This is a genomic window from Bacteroides sp. (assembly GCF_028690125.1).
In the GTDB taxonomy this organism is placed as follows: Bacteria; Bacteroidota; Bacteroidia; order Bacteroidales; family Bacteroidaceae; genus Bacteroides.
Genome location: NZ_JAQVBV010000017.1, coordinates 24,754 through 42,041, shown reverse-complemented (window position 1 = coordinate 42,041; position 17,288 = coordinate 24,754). Strand labels below are relative to the sequence as shown.

General features: G+C 40.5%; 11 protein-coding genes and 2 riboswitches. Of the genes, 7 read left to right on the top strand and 4 right to left on the bottom strand.

The genetic code is table 11. From position 1 onward, the window contains the following. Positions 1–1,902 carry a methylmalonyl-CoA mutase small subunit gene (mutA, locus tag PHO71_RS12430; RefSeq protein WP_300203682.1) on the bottom strand — a complete coding sequence of 634 codons (1,902 nt, stop codon included), beginning with the start codon at positions 1,900–1,902 and terminating at the stop codon, positions 1–3. Between the two features lie 570 nt (positions 1,903–2,472). Between mutA and PHO71_RS12425 the strand changes: the two genes are divergently transcribed. Continuing rightward, complete coding sequence (locus PHO71_RS12425) at positions 2,473–4,137, top strand: putative transporter (RefSeq protein ID WP_300203680.1); 1,665 nt, start codon at positions 2,473–2,475, stop codon at positions 4,135–4,137. A 119-nt stretch (positions 4,138–4,256) separates the two neighbouring features. On the opposite strand, the gene PHO71_RS12420 is transcribed toward PHO71_RS12425, so the two are convergent. After that, a complete protein-coding gene (locus tag PHO71_RS12420; RefSeq protein WP_300203678.1) occupies positions 4,257–4,886 on the bottom strand; it encodes an AAA family ATPase in 630 nt (209 codons plus the stop codon). Positions 4,887–4,937: 51 nt separating this feature from the next. Then, positions 4,938–7,700 (bottom strand): outer membrane beta-barrel protein, encoded by a 2,763-nt coding sequence (locus tag PHO71_RS12415; protein ID WP_300203777.1) that lies wholly within the window; start codon positions 7,698–7,700, stop codon positions 4,938–4,940. A gap of 285 nt (positions 7,701–7,985) precedes the next feature. Then, positions 7,986–8,212: riboswitch (cobalamin riboswitch) on the top strand. Between the two features lie 148 nt (positions 8,213–8,360). Between PHO71_RS12415 and PHO71_RS12410 the strand changes: the two genes are divergently transcribed. From PHO71_RS12410 to PHO71_RS12385, 6 genes are all read left to right on the top strand, one after another. After that, positions 8,361–9,401: a DUF4465 domain-containing protein gene (locus PHO71_RS12410; protein ID WP_300203676.1), complete on the top strand. Its 1,041-nt coding sequence runs from the start codon at positions 8,361–8,363 to the stop codon at positions 9,399–9,401. A 47-nt stretch (positions 9,402–9,448) separates the two neighbouring features. Then, positions 9,449–9,681, top strand: a riboswitch (cobalamin riboswitch). Between the two features lie 33 nt (positions 9,682–9,714). Beyond that, a complete protein-coding gene (locus PHO71_RS12405) occupies positions 9,715–10,788 on the top strand; it encodes a YncE family protein (protein ID WP_300203674.1) in 1,074 nt (357 codons plus the stop codon). Continuing rightward, complete coding sequence (locus tag PHO71_RS12400; RefSeq protein ID WP_300203672.1) at positions 10,785–12,815, top strand: TonB-dependent receptor; 2,031 nt, start codon at positions 10,785–10,787, stop codon at positions 12,813–12,815. The genes PHO71_RS12405 and PHO71_RS12400 overlap by 4 nt, the downstream gene beginning before the upstream one ends. Positions 12,816–12,835: 20 nt before the next feature. After that, positions 12,836–13,975 (top strand): ABC transporter substrate-binding protein, encoded by a 1,140-nt coding sequence (locus PHO71_RS12395; RefSeq protein WP_300203670.1) that lies wholly within the window; start codon positions 12,836–12,838, stop codon positions 13,973–13,975. Positions 13,976–14,074: 99 nt separating this feature from the next. Next, positions 14,075–15,091, top strand: coding sequence for an iron ABC transporter permease (locus tag PHO71_RS12390; RefSeq protein WP_300203668.1), 1,017 nt, complete (start codon positions 14,075–14,077; stop codon positions 15,089–15,091). Further along, positions 15,088–15,843, top strand: a complete 756-nt coding sequence (locus PHO71_RS12385) for an ABC transporter ATP-binding protein (protein WP_300203666.1) — start codon at positions 15,088–15,090, stop codon at positions 15,841–15,843. Before PHO71_RS12390 ends, PHO71_RS12385 begins: the two co-directional genes overlap by 4 nt. An 87-nt stretch (positions 15,844–15,930) precedes the next feature. On the opposite strand, the gene PHO71_RS12380 is transcribed toward PHO71_RS12385, so the two are convergent. Beyond that, positions 15,931–17,247 carry a DUF5074 domain-containing protein gene (locus tag PHO71_RS12380; RefSeq protein WP_300203664.1) on the bottom strand — a complete coding sequence of 439 codons (1,317 nt, stop codon included), beginning with the start codon at positions 17,245–17,247 and terminating at the stop codon, positions 15,931–15,933. Positions 17,248–17,288 lie beyond the last annotated feature (41 nt).

Below are 17,288 nucleotides of genomic sequence, written 5' to 3'. Positions count from 1 at the left end.
TTACTTCAATAGTTTGGCATTAAACTCTTTCAAGGTATCCAATACGCTTACACGAACATGGATGAAGTGCTCGATACCGGCAGCCTTAAGTTCTTCGGCACAAGCAGGATTACCGGCAATAATAAACATAGCACGTCCATTCAATGCTTTGAAAGCAGGAATAGCATATTCAGCATATTCATCATCACTGGAACAAAGAACAACAATATCCGCCTTAGCAGCCATTGCTGCTTCAACACCAGCTTCCACCGTTTCAAATCCAAGGTTATCGATTACTTCATAACCTGCACAAGCCAGGAAATTACAAGAATATTGTGCACGTGCCTGACGCATAGCAAGATTACCGATAGTCAGCATAAATGCTTTCGGGCGTTTACCGGATGCTTCTGTCTCCAGACGCAATGCTTCAAATTCGCTGGCAGCACGGTCGAATATCAATGTATCGGCATCCTTTTCACAAGTTTGAGCATCACCTCCACAACAACATTTCGCCTCGACCGGACGTTTCTCACCAGCCTTCTCATTGAAGTTAGGGAATTGATTAGTACCCAACAAGATTTCACGGCGTTGAGCTACTGCTTTATGACGAGCTTTATTGCTTTCGTTTACAGCAGCCTGAACAGTCCCCGCTTTCAGTGCAGCATAGAAACCACCAGCTTCTTCTATAGAGAGGAAGAGTTCCCAAGCCTGTTTTGCAATAGATACTGTCAGGTTCTCAATATAATAAGAACCCGCAGCCGGGTCAATTACTTTATCAAAATGAGATTCTTCTTTCAATAACAATTGTTGGTTACGTGCCAGACGTTCAGAGAATTCATCCGGAGTTTCATATGTTTTATCAAACGGAATAACAGTCATTGAATCCACACCAGCCAACGCAGCACTCATTGCTTCAGTTTGTGTACGGAGCAGGTTCACATGAGCATCAAATAATGTCAGGTTGAAAGTAGAAGTCTCGGCATGAGCAACCATTTTCGCAGCGCAACGGCATTCTCCATTAACACCTTTGTTATCACAGTCACGTAGACATTCAGGATTGTAAGAAGCTACAATATTAGCCCATAACATACGAGCTGCACGGAATTTCGCAATTTCGAGAAAGTAGTTAGAACTGATACCAAAATTAAATTTTATTCTCTTAGCAATGGTAGCAGCAGGAATACCAGCTTCTGTCAACTGGTTCATATATTCGTTACCCCAAGCCAACGCATAACCCAATTCCTGAGAAATATATGCACCGGCGTTGTTCAAAGACAATGCATTTACATTAATTACTCGATAGAAAGGAAGTGGTTGGATAGCTTCAATCAGAGCTTTGGCAGTTTGTACCATGTCTCCCTTTTCTTTGCCACGAGTCAGCATCTTGTTGAAGAAATCATAATTGATTGAACCTCTCAGTTTCTTTACATCATAATCCTTCTTCTGGAAATAAGCTACCAGCAGACTGGCTAATTCAACAACATGCCCCTGACAAGTAGAGAAATTCAATTCTACACACTCAGCCTGGATGTCATTCAACAACGTTTCAATATATTCAGCATCCAGTTCCTTCGCCTTTACGTGGAAAGAAAGAGAATCGACGCCCTTATTCAGAATATTCAATGCTTTCGCATTCGCTTCTTTTGGACATTCTACCTTAATCTCCTGACGAACCAACCATGCGTTGTTGTCTTTCTTCGTACCTCGTAAGTAAGGAAATTCTCCGGGAAGTGAGTCAGTTGTTTTCAAGCCTTCCAAGTCTTCCATACGGTAGAAAGGTTTTACCTTGAAACCTTCGTTTGTTTTCCAAACGAGCTTCTTCTCAAAATCAGCGCCTTTTAGGTCAGCTGTGACCTTTTCCATCCACTGTTCGGTGGAGACAGGGGAAAAGTCCGAGAAGAGTTTTTCTTTTTTGTCTGCCATAGTTTATCTAAAATTAAAACAAGATTAATATTGTCCTTATTTTTATCTACTTATTTTTAAATGTCCGTTGTTGGACTTGCAAATATAACTATTAAGTTCAAAAGACTGTCTTTTTTAGGGAAAATTCGTACAAATAGAAAGTTACTCTTTTCCGTTTAAAGGAAACGGTGCAAAGACTTAAGATTCCCGGTTCATAGAACAACGATCGCTTATGCACAAAATAAATCGTAGGACTATAGTCTACCTTTCGTTGAACTATAGTGAACGTTTCGTAGGACTATAGTTCAACGAAGCGTTCACTATAGTCCTACGAATTAATATATGCACCCGAAGAAGTAACTATATGCAGCCAAAATCATTATTGTATGTAGTAAAAAGGAATAACCATTTGAATCAATTAAAAACAGTATTATCTATAATAAAGAAATAATCTTCTACATTTGATTATCTATAGATTTGCATAAATGGATATTCTTCATTTTTAATTCTTCATTTATTTGATTAGCTCCGATGTTATGACTAATTTTGCATCCGTTTTTAGAAAAATATTATAAAAACTACTATTAAATTATGGATTGGTTACAAAGTTTATTGTGGGACCCTAGCTCCGTAGCGCATATCGTGTTCCTCTACGCATTCGTAGTGGCAGTTGGTGTGTATCTAGGTAAGATCAAGATCTTCGGAGTATCTTTGGGAGTCACTTTTGTTTTGTTTGCCGGCATCTTAATGGGACATTTCGGCTTCACAGCCGATACACACATCCTACATTTCATCCGCGAGTTCGGGTTGATCTTGTTCGTATTCTGTATCGGTCTTCAGGTGGGGCCGTCATTCTTCTCTTCTTTCAAGAAAGGTGGAATGACATTGAACCTGTTGGCTGTAGGCATCGTAGTGTTAAATATTGCTGTTGCCCTGGGGCTTTATTACCTTTGGAATGGACGTATTGAACTGCCGATGATGGTCGGTATTCTTTACGGAGCGGTAACGAATACTCCCGGACTTGGTGCTGCCAATGAAGCACTGAACCAGTTGAGTTATAATGGTCCGCAGATTGCACTTGGTTACGCCTGCGCTTATCCGCTGGGAGTAGTAGGTATCATCGGCTCAATCATTGCCATCCGTTATATTTTCCGTGTCAATCTGAGCAAAGAAGAAGAAAGCCTGAAAACTCAAAGTGGAGATGCACATCACAAGCCACACATGATGAGTCTTGAAGTTCGTAATGAATCTATCAGTGGAAAAACATTGATTGAGATTAAAGACTTCCTGGGACGGCCATTTGTTTGTTCACGTATCCGCCATGAAGGTCATGTAAGCATCCCCAATCATGAAACTCTTTTTCATGTAGGCGACCAATTATTTATCGTTTGTTCGGAAGAAGACGCTGCTGCCATCATTGTATTTATTGGAAAAGAAGTGGAGTTGGATTGGGAAAAACAAGATCTTCCCATGGTTTCGCGCCGCATCTTGGTAACAATACCTGAGATCAACGGAAAAACCTTAGGTTCTATGCATTTTCGTAGTATGTATGGTGTAAACATAACTCGTGTCAATCGTTCCGGTATGGATCTTTTCGCTGATCCTAATTTAGTATTGCAGGTAGGCGACCGCGTAATGGTAGTGGGCCAACAAGATGCTGTAGATCGCGTTGCAGGTGTATTGGGAAACCAATTAAAACGTCTGGATACCCCCAATATTGTTACTATCTTTGTTGGTATCTTCTTAGGTATTCTGTTAGGTAGTCTTCCGATTGCTTTCCCTGGTATGCCGACTCCGTTGAAATTAGGTTTGGCTGGTGGTCCGCTGGTAGTAGCCATTTTAATCGGACGTTTCGGACATAAACTCCATCTGGTGACATACACCACAATGAGTGCCAATCTGATGCTCCGCGAAATAGGTATCGTACTCTTCCTTGCCAGTGTAGGAATCGACGCAGGTGCTAATTTTGTACAAACAGTGGTAGAAGGTGACGGACTACTTTATGTAGGTTGTGGCTTTCTGATTACCGTAATCCCACTGCTTATTATCGGTGCTATTGCCAGACTATATTATAAGGTAAACTATTTCACATTAATGGGATTGATTGCCGGTAGTAATACTGATCCTCCCGCATTGGCCTACTCCGGTCAGGTAACATCGGGAGATGCCCCCGCAGTAGGATATTCTACCGTTTATCCGTTATCTATGTTCCTTCGTATCTTGACGGGACAGATGATTCTACTAGCAATGATGTAAATTAATTCCAGGACATATTAAATGCTACATTTATAATATGTCTGAGAAAAATAAATAAAGCCGACTACATTCTTTAACGAATTAGCCGGCTTTATTATATTCCTATTTTGAGTCTGATTTTACAATTGAAGTCTTTTAGCGACAAATTCTTCTATAAACCGAACGGTTTCATCAATGCCCAAAGAAGAGGAGTCAATACACAAATGATAGGTAGCAGCCGCGCCCCAAGTTTTATAGCTATAGTAATTATAATATTCCGAACGTTTCTTATCTGCTTTCACCATCATTTCTTCCGCAGCTTCTTCATCAATGTGATGAATCTGACAAAGACGCGCAATACGGTCCTCCTTTGAAGCGGAAATAAAAACATTCGCACAACGGGGATGCTCTCTCAGGATATAGTCAGCGCAACGCCCAACAAATACACAAGATTTTTCTGCTGCCAGACGACGAATCACATCACTCTGCACTTTAAATAGAGCATCGTTGCTCAGGCAATTGGTACAAGGCATCGCTCCTTCACTAATAAACGGAAATCTCATCCCGAACAAACCTCCAATAATACCTTGCGAGGCCTTTTCATCAGCCTTTTCAAAAAACTCTTTGCATAATCCGCTTTCTTCGGAAGCCAAATTAATCAGTTCTTTATCGTAGAAGTCAATACCCAAACGAGCAGCCAACTTCTCTCCTATTTCTTTTCCGCCGCTACCCAATTGGCGACCGATATTGATGACATAATTACCACTCATAGTACATTTGTTTTATGGTTTTGAAGCAAACATACGAATTATTTCGAGAACTTACATCATTGTGCGAAAGTTATATTTGAAACTAACAATGAAATATCCACGTATCTGCTGGCTGCGATATTCATAAAATCCATCGGAAGTAGCCGTTCTCGTATAATTCTTCTTATCACTCAGAATATCCGACCAATATGCTGACAATTCTGCCGTTTTCTTCTTCAGGAATCGATAGGTAGCCCCCGCATTCCAGAGTATCTCATTCTCATCGTCTTTTTGAATATTCGTACCGCCACGAAGTTCATACGTTGCATCTGAACGCAGTTGCAATCCGAAAGGCAAATCAACATAACTTTCAAGTCCGAAGCGATAATTACGGGTGAACGTATTATTATTATTCACCGAATTGAGCGAATACTGATACTGCCAGCCTGTAGTAAGATCAATACCACCCCATGTCGGCTGATACGCAAGATGGGCTTCGCAATTCAAATTGGAAGCACGAGTCGTACTCTTCTCCGGTTCCTGACTCCTGTCTTCATTAATCATACTGACTCTGTTATCTCGATTTCCGTTGGCATTTAGTCGTAAAGAAAAAGATTTCCCCATACGCTTCCACCAATTGGCTCCGGCATTCACTCCCCAGTTACCATTTATATTAATAGGATATGTCTCTCGCCCTCCTGTCTGAGAATCGTATATCATGACTTGAGTAACGCTATTTTGTTCCATCCGCCATCCAACATTCGCAGATAGTCCTTTCGCTTGATTCTGAAAACTCAGGCGTAGATTATGAGTAAACATCTGCTTTAAATCCGGATTTCCGCGAGTGATAAACAACGGGTCGCTATTATCTGTCAGAGGCATCAAATCAGACAAAGAAGGCTGGCGGGTCATTCCATCATAATTTAAGCTTAGTTGAAGTTCCTTCTTCCGCCAGGTTAGCCACATCATAGGTTGAAAATCAACCGTATTCATGGTCGTATCCGCACTAAGTTTTCCAATTTTCCGATCAATTGTACGCTTTTGTGGAGAAACAACTACCATCGCATTAAACATCCACGTCGTATCATTATAATTCACTCCCAGACTTAAATCATGTCCGTTCAAACGGCTACGGCTACGGTTACTCAGACTGTCCACATATCCTTCTTCATAATTGTCAGGCAATTTGCCGAAGGTATCCGTACTTGTCAGAGCAGAGAGTTCATAAGTATCACGATTATCACGTTCGTATTGGGCACTCCAGTTATACGACGCTTGCAAACGTACTTTCTTGGCTATTAGTTGAGTAAGAGAAAGACCTGCCCGCCAAGTACCATTCCGGGTAGGCGATTGCAAATACTGGTTCCGAAAAAGTACCGAGTCGTTTCCCTGCTTATCTTTCAGCCGGTAATAAGTCGTGTTAGAAAGAGAGAAGTTTTTGTTAGTTCCCCAAGTATCCGAGTTCTGAAGGTTTAGGCTGACAGTCGTATTTCCTTTTTCATCCATACGCCTCATAACGCTCGCCATCCACATATAGTTATTCGATTGCCCGTCAGATAACGAACGGTTCTCGCTGCGATTGATTCTAATATCTTTAGGAATAGACTCAAAGTCGTGAAACAGATTACTTTGGTCAATACCCGGAGGAGCATCAAAAGTAGCATTCTGATTACTATTCTCGCTTTGATTGGGAGACAGCCCGAAATTCCCCATAAAATGGAATCTGGTACGTTCATCTATTTTCCCATCTCCAAATAAGTTTCCTGATATAGTCTTGTTTTTAGAATTACTTTCACTAGCGGAAGAAGAATATTGATTACCACCGGTCAGATACTGCTCCTGATAAGTAGTGGAAAGATTACCATTCCGGTTAAGACCATAATTCACACTACCAGATAGGTTTATTTCTTTTCCTAACTTCTTCGTCATATTCAGTCCCACCGAATTATTGATATTATCTTTATAAGTACTATTCTGATACCTGTTCGTAGAACGCAGCATCAATGAAATGTTATCTCCGTTCTTACGGAAATAGTTTGCTTGCCCTTCCAGATCTTTTTTCCGGTTATTACCAAACCCAATTTTTGCATTTGTCAGCCAAGTTTCATTCAGTTCATCTTTAGTCTGGAGATCGAGAACGTAATTTTTCTTGCCGTCATCAACACTGGTAAATTCTTCTTCTTTCGAGCGTTTGTCGTATACTCTCAGCTTGCTAACCAGATCTGCCGGAAGATTCTCTAATGCAGTTTCCTTACTGCCAGAAAAAAAGGATTCACCATTTACATTAATTTCGCTGATCGTTTGACCGTTATAGCTCAGTGATTTATCGTTTTTATTATATACCAATCCCGGAACACGTTTCACCAAATCTTCCAGATATGAACCTTCGGGAGTTTTATAGGCAGCAGCATTGATTACAGTCGTATCACCTTCCGTCACAATCTCCTTAAGCTTGGCAGTAACTACTACTTCGCTAATCTGAATATCGTCATCCTTCAAGGTAATTGTCCCGACATTGACAGATGTGGAATCTTTCAAGACACGGTAAACAGATTGCATCCCGATAAATGACATTTTCAACAGATACGCCTTCTTACTCTGAGGTTGAAAGCTAATCGTAAAACGGCCCTCTTTATCACTTGTCGTTCCTTTCACTAAAGTAGAATCGCTCTTTGACAATACAACGATACTGGCAGAAGGCAAAGGCTGTTTTTCTTTACTTCCGACTTCCACCGTCAGTATTCTTCCTTTGATTGTTCTTGTCTGTTGGGCATACAAATTTGTATGTACCCCCAATAATAATAAAAGTAGTCCGCCTAGTTTGATATTTTTCATGTCAGTAATAATACTTTTGCCTACACTGCCTCCCATACCGGTAAGCATGAATCAGTTTAGTCTATTCTTTTTTCCTTCTTTTGACATTTCACGGATATGAAATCCCAACAAGAATGTTTTCTGTTTTTAAAGGGGGTAAAAGTACACAATATTAAAGGGATTGAAGAAAAAAAACAATATAAAAAAAACAAAATATATACAGTTTTATACGTTTATATTCTTTCGCTGCTAACTGCCCCATCCAACATTTATTATCCTCCTTGTTTTTCATTCTCGAAAAAACAATTACCTTTGTGCCGTTAAGGTTTCTATTCGGAAAATCTACATTTCCGGCAGAATTAAAAGGGAATGCCGTGTAAACCGGCAACAGTTCTCGCTGCTGTAAATTTCAATTCTCCTTTTTTTAATCAAGGAGAATATATGGAAGCAAAAAGCCACTGATCTTGCAAGACCGGGAAGGCGCATCCACTAAGAAATGAGTCAGAAGACCTGCCTATACAACTAAGGTAATACTCTTGCGAGCAACAAGAGCACCGATGACTCCATTGTCTTAGTAGTAGATCGTTTCATCTATCATTTTAGAACAATATTGTCGGATGTAGCTTCAGCTTGCTCTTTCGTAAGACAATAATTGTTTAACTATATAATAAAATGAAACGTATGAAAAAGTATTTTCTTTTCTTAATTACCACTTGCCTGTTGGCAGCCTGTTCCAATGACGATTCCATTCCAGTAGCAGAACCTTCCTTAAAAATCACCGCCGATCCTACCGTCGAGTTCAATTACACGGAAAGCAAAACTTTCAAAGTAGATTTGCAAAATGTAAGCTCAACCACTATCAAACAACCTGGAGGATGGAATACCTCGCTTAAAGATGGGATACTAACAGTCATCGCACCTCAAAAAGGAGTAACCGGCACATCAAACACCGGCAGGGTAGAAATCATTGCAGTTGGAGAAGATAAATCGACAGTGAATGCTACTTTTGAAGTAAAAGCATTTCAATTCGTGACTTTTGAAAACATAGACGAAAGCTATCTGGCAGGTCCAACCTCTTATGGAGAGAATTTATATTCAGTCTATACAGGAGAATATCCCTATGGAGGCTATGACGACCAAGGCTCGGGTTTATTTTTCCATACAAGCACAGATTATTACAGTGGCGGTATCGCTATTTCACAATGGAATGATACCGAAACAGCAGGTTTTACAAATCAATGCAGCGTTTACTCCGGAGATCATAATCAGAAAAACGGAGGATACAACCACTCTAAAACATTTGCAGTAACTTATGTCAGTAGTTGGGGAGGATCAGAAATATACATGGATTTTATCAATGACGAAACGGCTGAATACACCATCGACCATCTATATGTTTCCAATAACACCTACGCTGTACTCTCTATGAAAGAAGGTGATGGCTTTGCTAAAAAATTCTCTTATGAAGATCAAGACTGGTTCAAACTAACAATCGAAGGATTTAATGCTGCCGGAGAATCGGTCGGCCAGGTAGAGACTTATCTGGCAGACTTCCGTACAGCTGATTCAGGAGGTATTCTTACCGAATGGAAACGTGTAGAGCTGTCACCTCTTGGCAAAGTTCATAAAATCCGGTTCAGCATGAGCAGTTCTGATTCCGGTTCTTATGGAATGAATACTCCGGCATACTTCTGCATGGATAATATTGCCGTTGCATTCTAAATCAAAATAGCTTTGAAAAGAATGGCTATCTTAGAAAAGATGACTATCTTTGTCCACACGAAACAGGTTCTTTAATAATGCAGATTCCAATCTTAAATCTGCATTATTAAAGATAAAAGGGAATACCGTTTAAATCGGTAACAGTAGCCGCTGCTGTATTTTCCCGCATGATTCAAGGATCATGCAATTTGTAGCAAATTGCCACTGGATTTCTTCTCCGGGAAGGCGCCACAAATCAAGGGAATAAGTCAGAAGACCTACCTGTTTCGTATGTTTTTTTACTCCTGCGGCGCTCAGGAATAAACGATAAATTATGAATAAAAAAGCTCAAATTATTATTCCTCTCTTACTGGTGTTCTTTGCCTTTGCATCGTGCATGGACTATAACCCCTTCGAAAAAAAAGAATTTAAAGTGTCCGGAAACGGATTATTTATTACTAACGAAGGAAACTTTCAATATGGCAATGCAAGCCTTTCCTACTACAACACAGAGAATAAAGAAGTAGACAATGATGTGTTTTTCCGCGCCAATGGCAGGAAATTAGGTGATGTAGCACAGTCTATGACGGTTCATGACGGTAAAGGGTATGTGGTAATCAATAATTCAGGGGCAGTCTATGTTATCGATTTGCAAACCTTTGAAATTCTGGGAGGAATCACTAAACTAACCTCTCCGCGCTATGTGCATTTTGTTAGTGATACAAAAGCGTATATCACCGACCTTTATGCTCCTACTATAACCATATTCAATCCGCAAACTCTACAGAAAACAGGCTACATAGACACAAAAGGTCACAAATCTACAGAGCAGATGGTACAATACGGAAAATACGTATTCACCAACTGTTGGTCTTACGACAACAAGATATTAGTCATAGACACCGAAAAAGACGAAATGGTGGATGAAATTACCGTTGGAGTACAACCAACTTCACTTACACTCGACAAATATGGCAAAATATGGACTATTACTGACGGAGGTTATGAAGGTAGTCCATACGGTTATGAAGCCCCTACTCTTTATAAAATAGATGCCTCCACCCGAACTATCGAAAAAACATTTACTTTTAAAAAAGGCGAAAGAGCTTCGGAAGTAGTGCTCAATGGTGCACGAGATACACTCTACTTCATCAATGAAGATATCTGGTGCATGGATGTCACTGATACCCGCATTCCCGTACGACCATTCCTGAAGTCACCTAACAAAAGCAGTATCTATTACGGACTGACCATAGATCCTTACACTTCAGAAGTATACGTAGCGGATGCTATTGATTATGTACAACACGGTGTCATTTACCGTTTCACTCCAGAAGCTGTACCGGTAGATACATTCAAAGTAGGCATTATTCCGGGAGCTTTTTGTTTTAAATATAATCGTCCATGAATATACCGAATACAATCAAAATAAGTATCATATTTCTATTTTGCTGTGTTCTTTCTGTACAAGGACAGGATAATAACGTTGTATGGCAATTAAGACTGGATACAGTAACAATTACCGGCAAACGCCCTTTCCGGGATATAGGAACGACAAAAACCGTACTCGACACACTTGTTTTACGGGAAAGCATCACTAACAGTCTGGCAGATATCTTGTCGCAAAGCACTTCTATCTTTATCAAAAGTTATGGTAGAGGAACAATGGCGACAGCTTCATTCAGAGGAACTTCACCCTCTCACACACAAGTACTTTGGAACGGTATGAACATCAACTCTCCGATGCTTGGACAAGTAGATTTTTCTATGATTCCATCTTATTTTATAGACGACATGAGTCTTTGGCATGGCGCAAGCTCGGTCAATGTAACCGGAAGTGGTCTGGGAGGTGCAATCACGTTAGGAACCAGTCCGGAAAAAAAGAAGGGCTTTGACCTCAGGTTTATACAAGGCATCAGCAGTTACCATACATTTGATGACTTCCTCCAATTCCGTTACGCAGGTGAAAAGTGGCAAAGTTCCACTCGTGTGTACTTTGTGCATTCAAAAAATGATTTCAAATACATTAACTACGACAAGCCGCAGATAAATGATGACGGCAGCTATAATCCTGAATACGAAACCACCCGGAATAAGAACTGTGAATATCAAGATTTCCATCTATTACAAGAATTATATTATGACCGCAAAGACGGGAATAAATTTTCGTTTACTGCCTGGCTTATGGATTCCGACCGGGGAATACCAATGCTTACAACAGACCAACGGGAGGAAGCTGACTATAAAACCCGCCAAGAGGAAACAACTCTCCGTACAGTGGGAGGATGGGACAGAACTGCCGAAAAGCTGAAAGTATCCAGTAAATTAGGATATACTTACACGCATATGCTGTACACGTACGATACGCGGATTGGGAATGAGCAAATGAGCCAGATGCAACACGCCAGCAGTTACATCTATTCAGGATTTCTTTCAGGTAATGCGGAGTATATTCCATCCGAAAAATGGATGATCGGAGGAAATGTGAATGGTACTTTTAATTACGTAGACACTTGGGAGAAAGAAACCAGAACCGGATATATGGAAAGCCGTCCGGAAATATCTGCACTCGCCACAGTACGCTACCGCCCGTGGTCTCGTGTAGGGTTAGCTATAGATTTACGAGAACAATATTACGATAAATTTACACCACTTATCCCTGCGGCATTTCTTGATATAGCACTTTGGTCTCGTTATAATGTGATATTTAAGGCATCCATTGCACGGAACTACCGCTATCCGACCTTAAACGATCTTTATTTCCAACCCGGAGGAAATCCGGAATTGTTGCCGGAAAAAGGATTTACTTATGATACAGGAATGGAATTTACATTAAAGTCGGACGATCGGTTTACGCTGAAAGGAGAAGTAACCGCATATGATTCGCACATTGACAATTGGATTCTTTGGCTTCCTACCGCCAAAGGTTTTTGGACTCCACGCAATGTAAAGCAAGTACACAGTTACGGAATAGAACTGAAAGGAAAAGCCTCCCTCCGATTAGGAGAATGGACGTTATGGATGGACGCTAACTGGAGCCGTACCAAAGCCATTAACAATGGCGATCCTATGGGTACTGAAGATGTATCTGCCGGAAAACAATTGGTTTATATACCGGAATATTCTTCTGCTTTCATGGGACAAGTGAGCTGGAAAAATATCTTTCTTATTTATAAGTACAATTATTACAGCAAACGTTACACGACTTCAAGTAACGAAATGTATACCAACCGGGATGAACTTAACTCTTACTATATGAATGACGTATCACTAGAGAAACGGTTCAGGTGGAAGCAGACCGGTGTTTCCGTAAAATTCTCCGTATACAACTTGTTTAATGAAGAATATGTATCGGTACTTAGCCGCCCGATGCCACGAAGAAACTATGGTTTCACAATCAGTATCAATCCTCGATGGGGAAAGAAAGATAAATAATAGACATAAAAAATACAGATATGAAAATAAACTCGCTTATTTCAATTTTCTCACTGTTATCGGCACTTTGTCTAATGGGTTGCATATCAGGAAACAAAACTACACCGAAAGCTTTCAATCAAGAAATATACACTCCCCAATACGCATCAGGCTTCAAAATATTAGGTGCGGAAAATACCCGGAGTACGATGATACAGATAACTAATCCATGGCAAGGAGCAAAGGATGTGAAAATGTCGTACTTCATTTCCCGTAATGGAGAATTACCTCCGAAAGGATTCACAGGACTTGCTATCCCGGCCGGCGCCAAACGTATTGTATGTATGGCATCTGCTTATATTGCGATGCTCGACATATTGGAACAAACTGACCGGATCGTCGGAGTTTCAGGAATAAACTTTATCTCGAACCCTTATGTTCTTGCACATAAAGATTCAATTCAGGATATGGGTCCGGAAATGAATTATGAGTTATTAATCGGATTGAAACCGGATGTTGTCTTACTATATGGCATTGGAGATGCTCAAACTGCCATAACAGACAAATTGAAAGAATTGTCTATCCCATCTATGTATTTCGGAGAATATCTGGAAGAATCGCCACTCGGTAAAGCTGAATGGCTGGTCGTGATGTCCGAACTAACAAACAGCCGCGAGAAAGGAATCAAGATATTTCAGGAAATTCCCAAACGTTACCAAGCATTGAAAAAACTGACAGAATCTGTTGAGCAACGTCCTACTACCATGTTCAATACTCCCTGGAATGATACTTGGGTGATGCCCTCTACTCAAAGTTATATGGCACAATTGGTTACCGATGCAGGAGCGGATTATATTTATAAAGAAAACACGTCAAATAGTTCAGTACCTATCGGGCTGGAAACAGCTTACGGACTTATACAGAAAGCTGATTATTGGATCAATGTAGGTTCTCCATCTACGCTGGGCGAATTAAAAGCAATGAATCCTAAATTTGCAGATGCCAAAGCGGTACGCGAAAAAACTGTCTACAATAACAATCTAAGACTAACGCCCGCAGGAGGTAACGACTATTGGGAATCAGCCGTCGTGCACCCGGATATCGTACTACGGGATTTAATCCATATCTTTCATCCAGAACTCATATCTGACTCAACTTATTATTACAGACATTTAGAGTGAAGGCCAACAGGATGTTATGTTATTCAAAAGAATTTGAGCATTTTTCATTTCTATGCGCTATCTTTGCAAGGTTCACCATATAGTAAATAATTACCGAAGATGATAAGTCCCCGTAAACGTACCATGTTTTTGTTTATTTCACTAGCAATAATAGCCGTACTATTATTACTGGTCGATATGGCAACGGGAGACACTTACATCCCGATCTACAAGGTATGGGCTGTACTGACCGGGGGTGAATGTGACGAAATGACACGCAACATCCTCCTTTCCATCCGTTTTATACGAGTAGTGGTTGCAGGACTGATCGGTGTAGCACTTTCTGTAAGCGGTTTGCAGATGCAAACTGTTTTCCAGAATCCGTTGGCAGATCCTTACCTATTAGGAGTAAGTTCCGGTGCCGGATTGGGAGTCGCACTTTTCATACTCGGAGCACCGCTATTGGGATGGACAGACTTTCCTTTACTGCAATCTATCGGAATTGTAGGTTCAGGATGGATAGGGACAGCCGTTATTCTGTTAGGGGTGGCAGTGATCAGCCGGAAAGTAAAAAATATACTTGGTGTTTTGATTATGGGAGTAATGATCGGCTATGTGGCGGGAGCCATCATCCAGATATTGCAATATCTAAGCTCCGCCGAACAACTTAAAATGTTCACCTTGTGGTCGATGGGATCACTTAGTCATATCACGTCTACTCAATTAAGCATCATGATACCAATGTTGTGTATAGGTTTATTAATCTCTGTCGCTTGTATCAAATCACTAAACCTGTTATTGCTTGGCGAGAATTATGCACGCACTATGGGAATGAATATCAAGCGTTCCCGAAGTTATATCTTTATATCCACTGCATTGCTGACAGGCACAGTCACTGCTTTCTGCGGTCCGGTAGGCTTCATCGGTTTAGCAATACCACACGTCACACGACTACTATTCAATAATGCTGATCATCGGATACTGGTTCCGGGCACTATGCTGACAGGACTTATTGGTATGCTGATTTGCGACATCATTGCCAAGAAGTTCTTATTGCCAGTCAATTGCATTACAGCGTTATTGGGAGTTCCGGTTATTTTATGGGTAATTGCTAAAAATTTGCGTATAATCAAATGATTCAACTCAAAGATATATCATTAGGCTACGGACAACGTACACTGCTTGAAAAAGTATCTGCTCGTATCACAGGCGGACAACTCGTGGCATTACTGGGACGAAACGGAACCGGCAAGAGTACACTGCTCCGAGCTATGATGGGATTGGAAAAACCCCAGGCAGGAGAGATCATACTTCAAGGAAAAAATATTGCTTCACAGAAACCGGAAAAGCTTGCCCGAAGCATCAGTTTTGTCACAACGGATAAAGTACGAATCGCTAATCTTCGTTGCGAAGACGTTGTTGCAATGGGACGTGCTCCTTACACCAACTGGATGGGCCAGTTGCAACCGGAAGACAAAGAACGGATCACCGAAGCCATGCAATTAGTGGGAATGTGCGACTATGCCGAAAAGACAATGGATAAAATGTCCGACGGTGAATGCCAACGCATTATGATTGCACGTGCACTAGCCCAAGACACCCCCGTTATTTTACTGGATGAGCCAACTGCTTTTCTGGACTTACCTAATCGATATGAACTCTGTCTGCTCCTTAAAAAACTAGCTCAGAAAAAAAATAAATGCATCGTATTCTCCACACATGATCTGGATATTGCCTTATCACTTTGCGATTTCATCATGTTGATAGACAATCCTCAGTTATACAGCCTGCCTACTCCCGATATGGTATCCAGTGGACATATAGAAAGATTATTTCGGAATGAATCAATCTTATTTGATGCAAAAGAAATGAGAGTACGGATAAAATAACAATAAAAAGCCTGCCAATTCATTTAAATGAACTGACAGGCTTCCTCTAACAACTAAAAATATACTATTAAGTTTAATACTTCATCTTTATTCAAAATTAGCAGTGAAGTAAACACCCGCCGGAAAACTATTCTTGTTCTTGTAATCCTGCTGCATAGCCGGTGTTCTTGAGAAATCAAAGATACCAATGTCATTAATCTTATAATCTTGCCCCCAGCCTTTCAAAGTAGCCAGATAAACTTTTCCACTTTCCGGATCTACTCCCAAACTATTATAGTAAGTTTTAGCATCCGGAAGGTATTCCTGAATATTGGCTACAGTCTCAGTCTTATCTTCCTTAAAAATATGACGATACAGAGTGGATGCTCCCTGACAGAAATAAAGAGTATCTTCCCTTGCGGCTATAGCGGGGGCAGATCCATAGTTATTACTAACACTAACGTTCAGAGTATGAGTATCTATCACAGAATAATCTTCCGGATTAATTTTCATAATCTGACCGGGACTTGTACATGAAGCCCACAAATTACCATCATAAGCCCTGGCAAGGCCGGATAATGAACCGGATAATTCTATTGTTTTTACAATTGCCTTATCCTGAATAACACAAATCTTTTTTCCATTGATTGCAAAAACTTTGCCACCAATAGTAACCATGTGATTCTTGGCAATACCTCTGCTACCATCTATAGTAACGATTTCTTTTGTAGAAGCATTCAACACTTGCACCCCATTATTATCACGTATATAAATATTCTCCCCCACAGCGGCAAGGTGAGTAGGCCATGACAATTTATTGGCATCATCATTATAAATCAATTCTTTCTCCAAAGTTTCGGCATTAGCTATTGTCAGCAAACCTTCTCCTCCGTTTTTAGCTCCATTCTGAGAAAGTATATACACTTTATTATTTGCAATGAACATATCCTGACATACAGCTCCCAGCAAACTTTGATTCACCCGGTAATAAGCACTGTCCACCAACACTCCGTTACGATCGATAAAGCCCAAAGTTCCTGTCTCGTTAGTCATATTTCCTTCATTCAAAACAAAAGCTCCCTTACCAAATCTCGCATATACTTTTGCCGTCATTACTGATTGGATTTTCTCTCCATTCACATCGGCCATAGCCAATCCGATAGCATATTCACCCGGCTTAGGCTGAGTAAATTTATAAGAAGAAGAGGTAGAAACTTCCTTTCCATTAACTGTCCAGACACTTTTTGTCCCTGCCGGTACATTCTCCATTTTTGCTTTCAGATACAATGTATCAAGCTGAGCAACAGAGTTTACTTCCGACTCATTAACAATGGACACAACAGGTTTAATCACATCTTCGTCATCGTCACAGGCAGTAAATCCCACACTCAACGCAACTGCTACCAGTACTAAATACTTTTTCATTCTTGTTTAATTGATTAATATTAAATAGACATTATATGAAA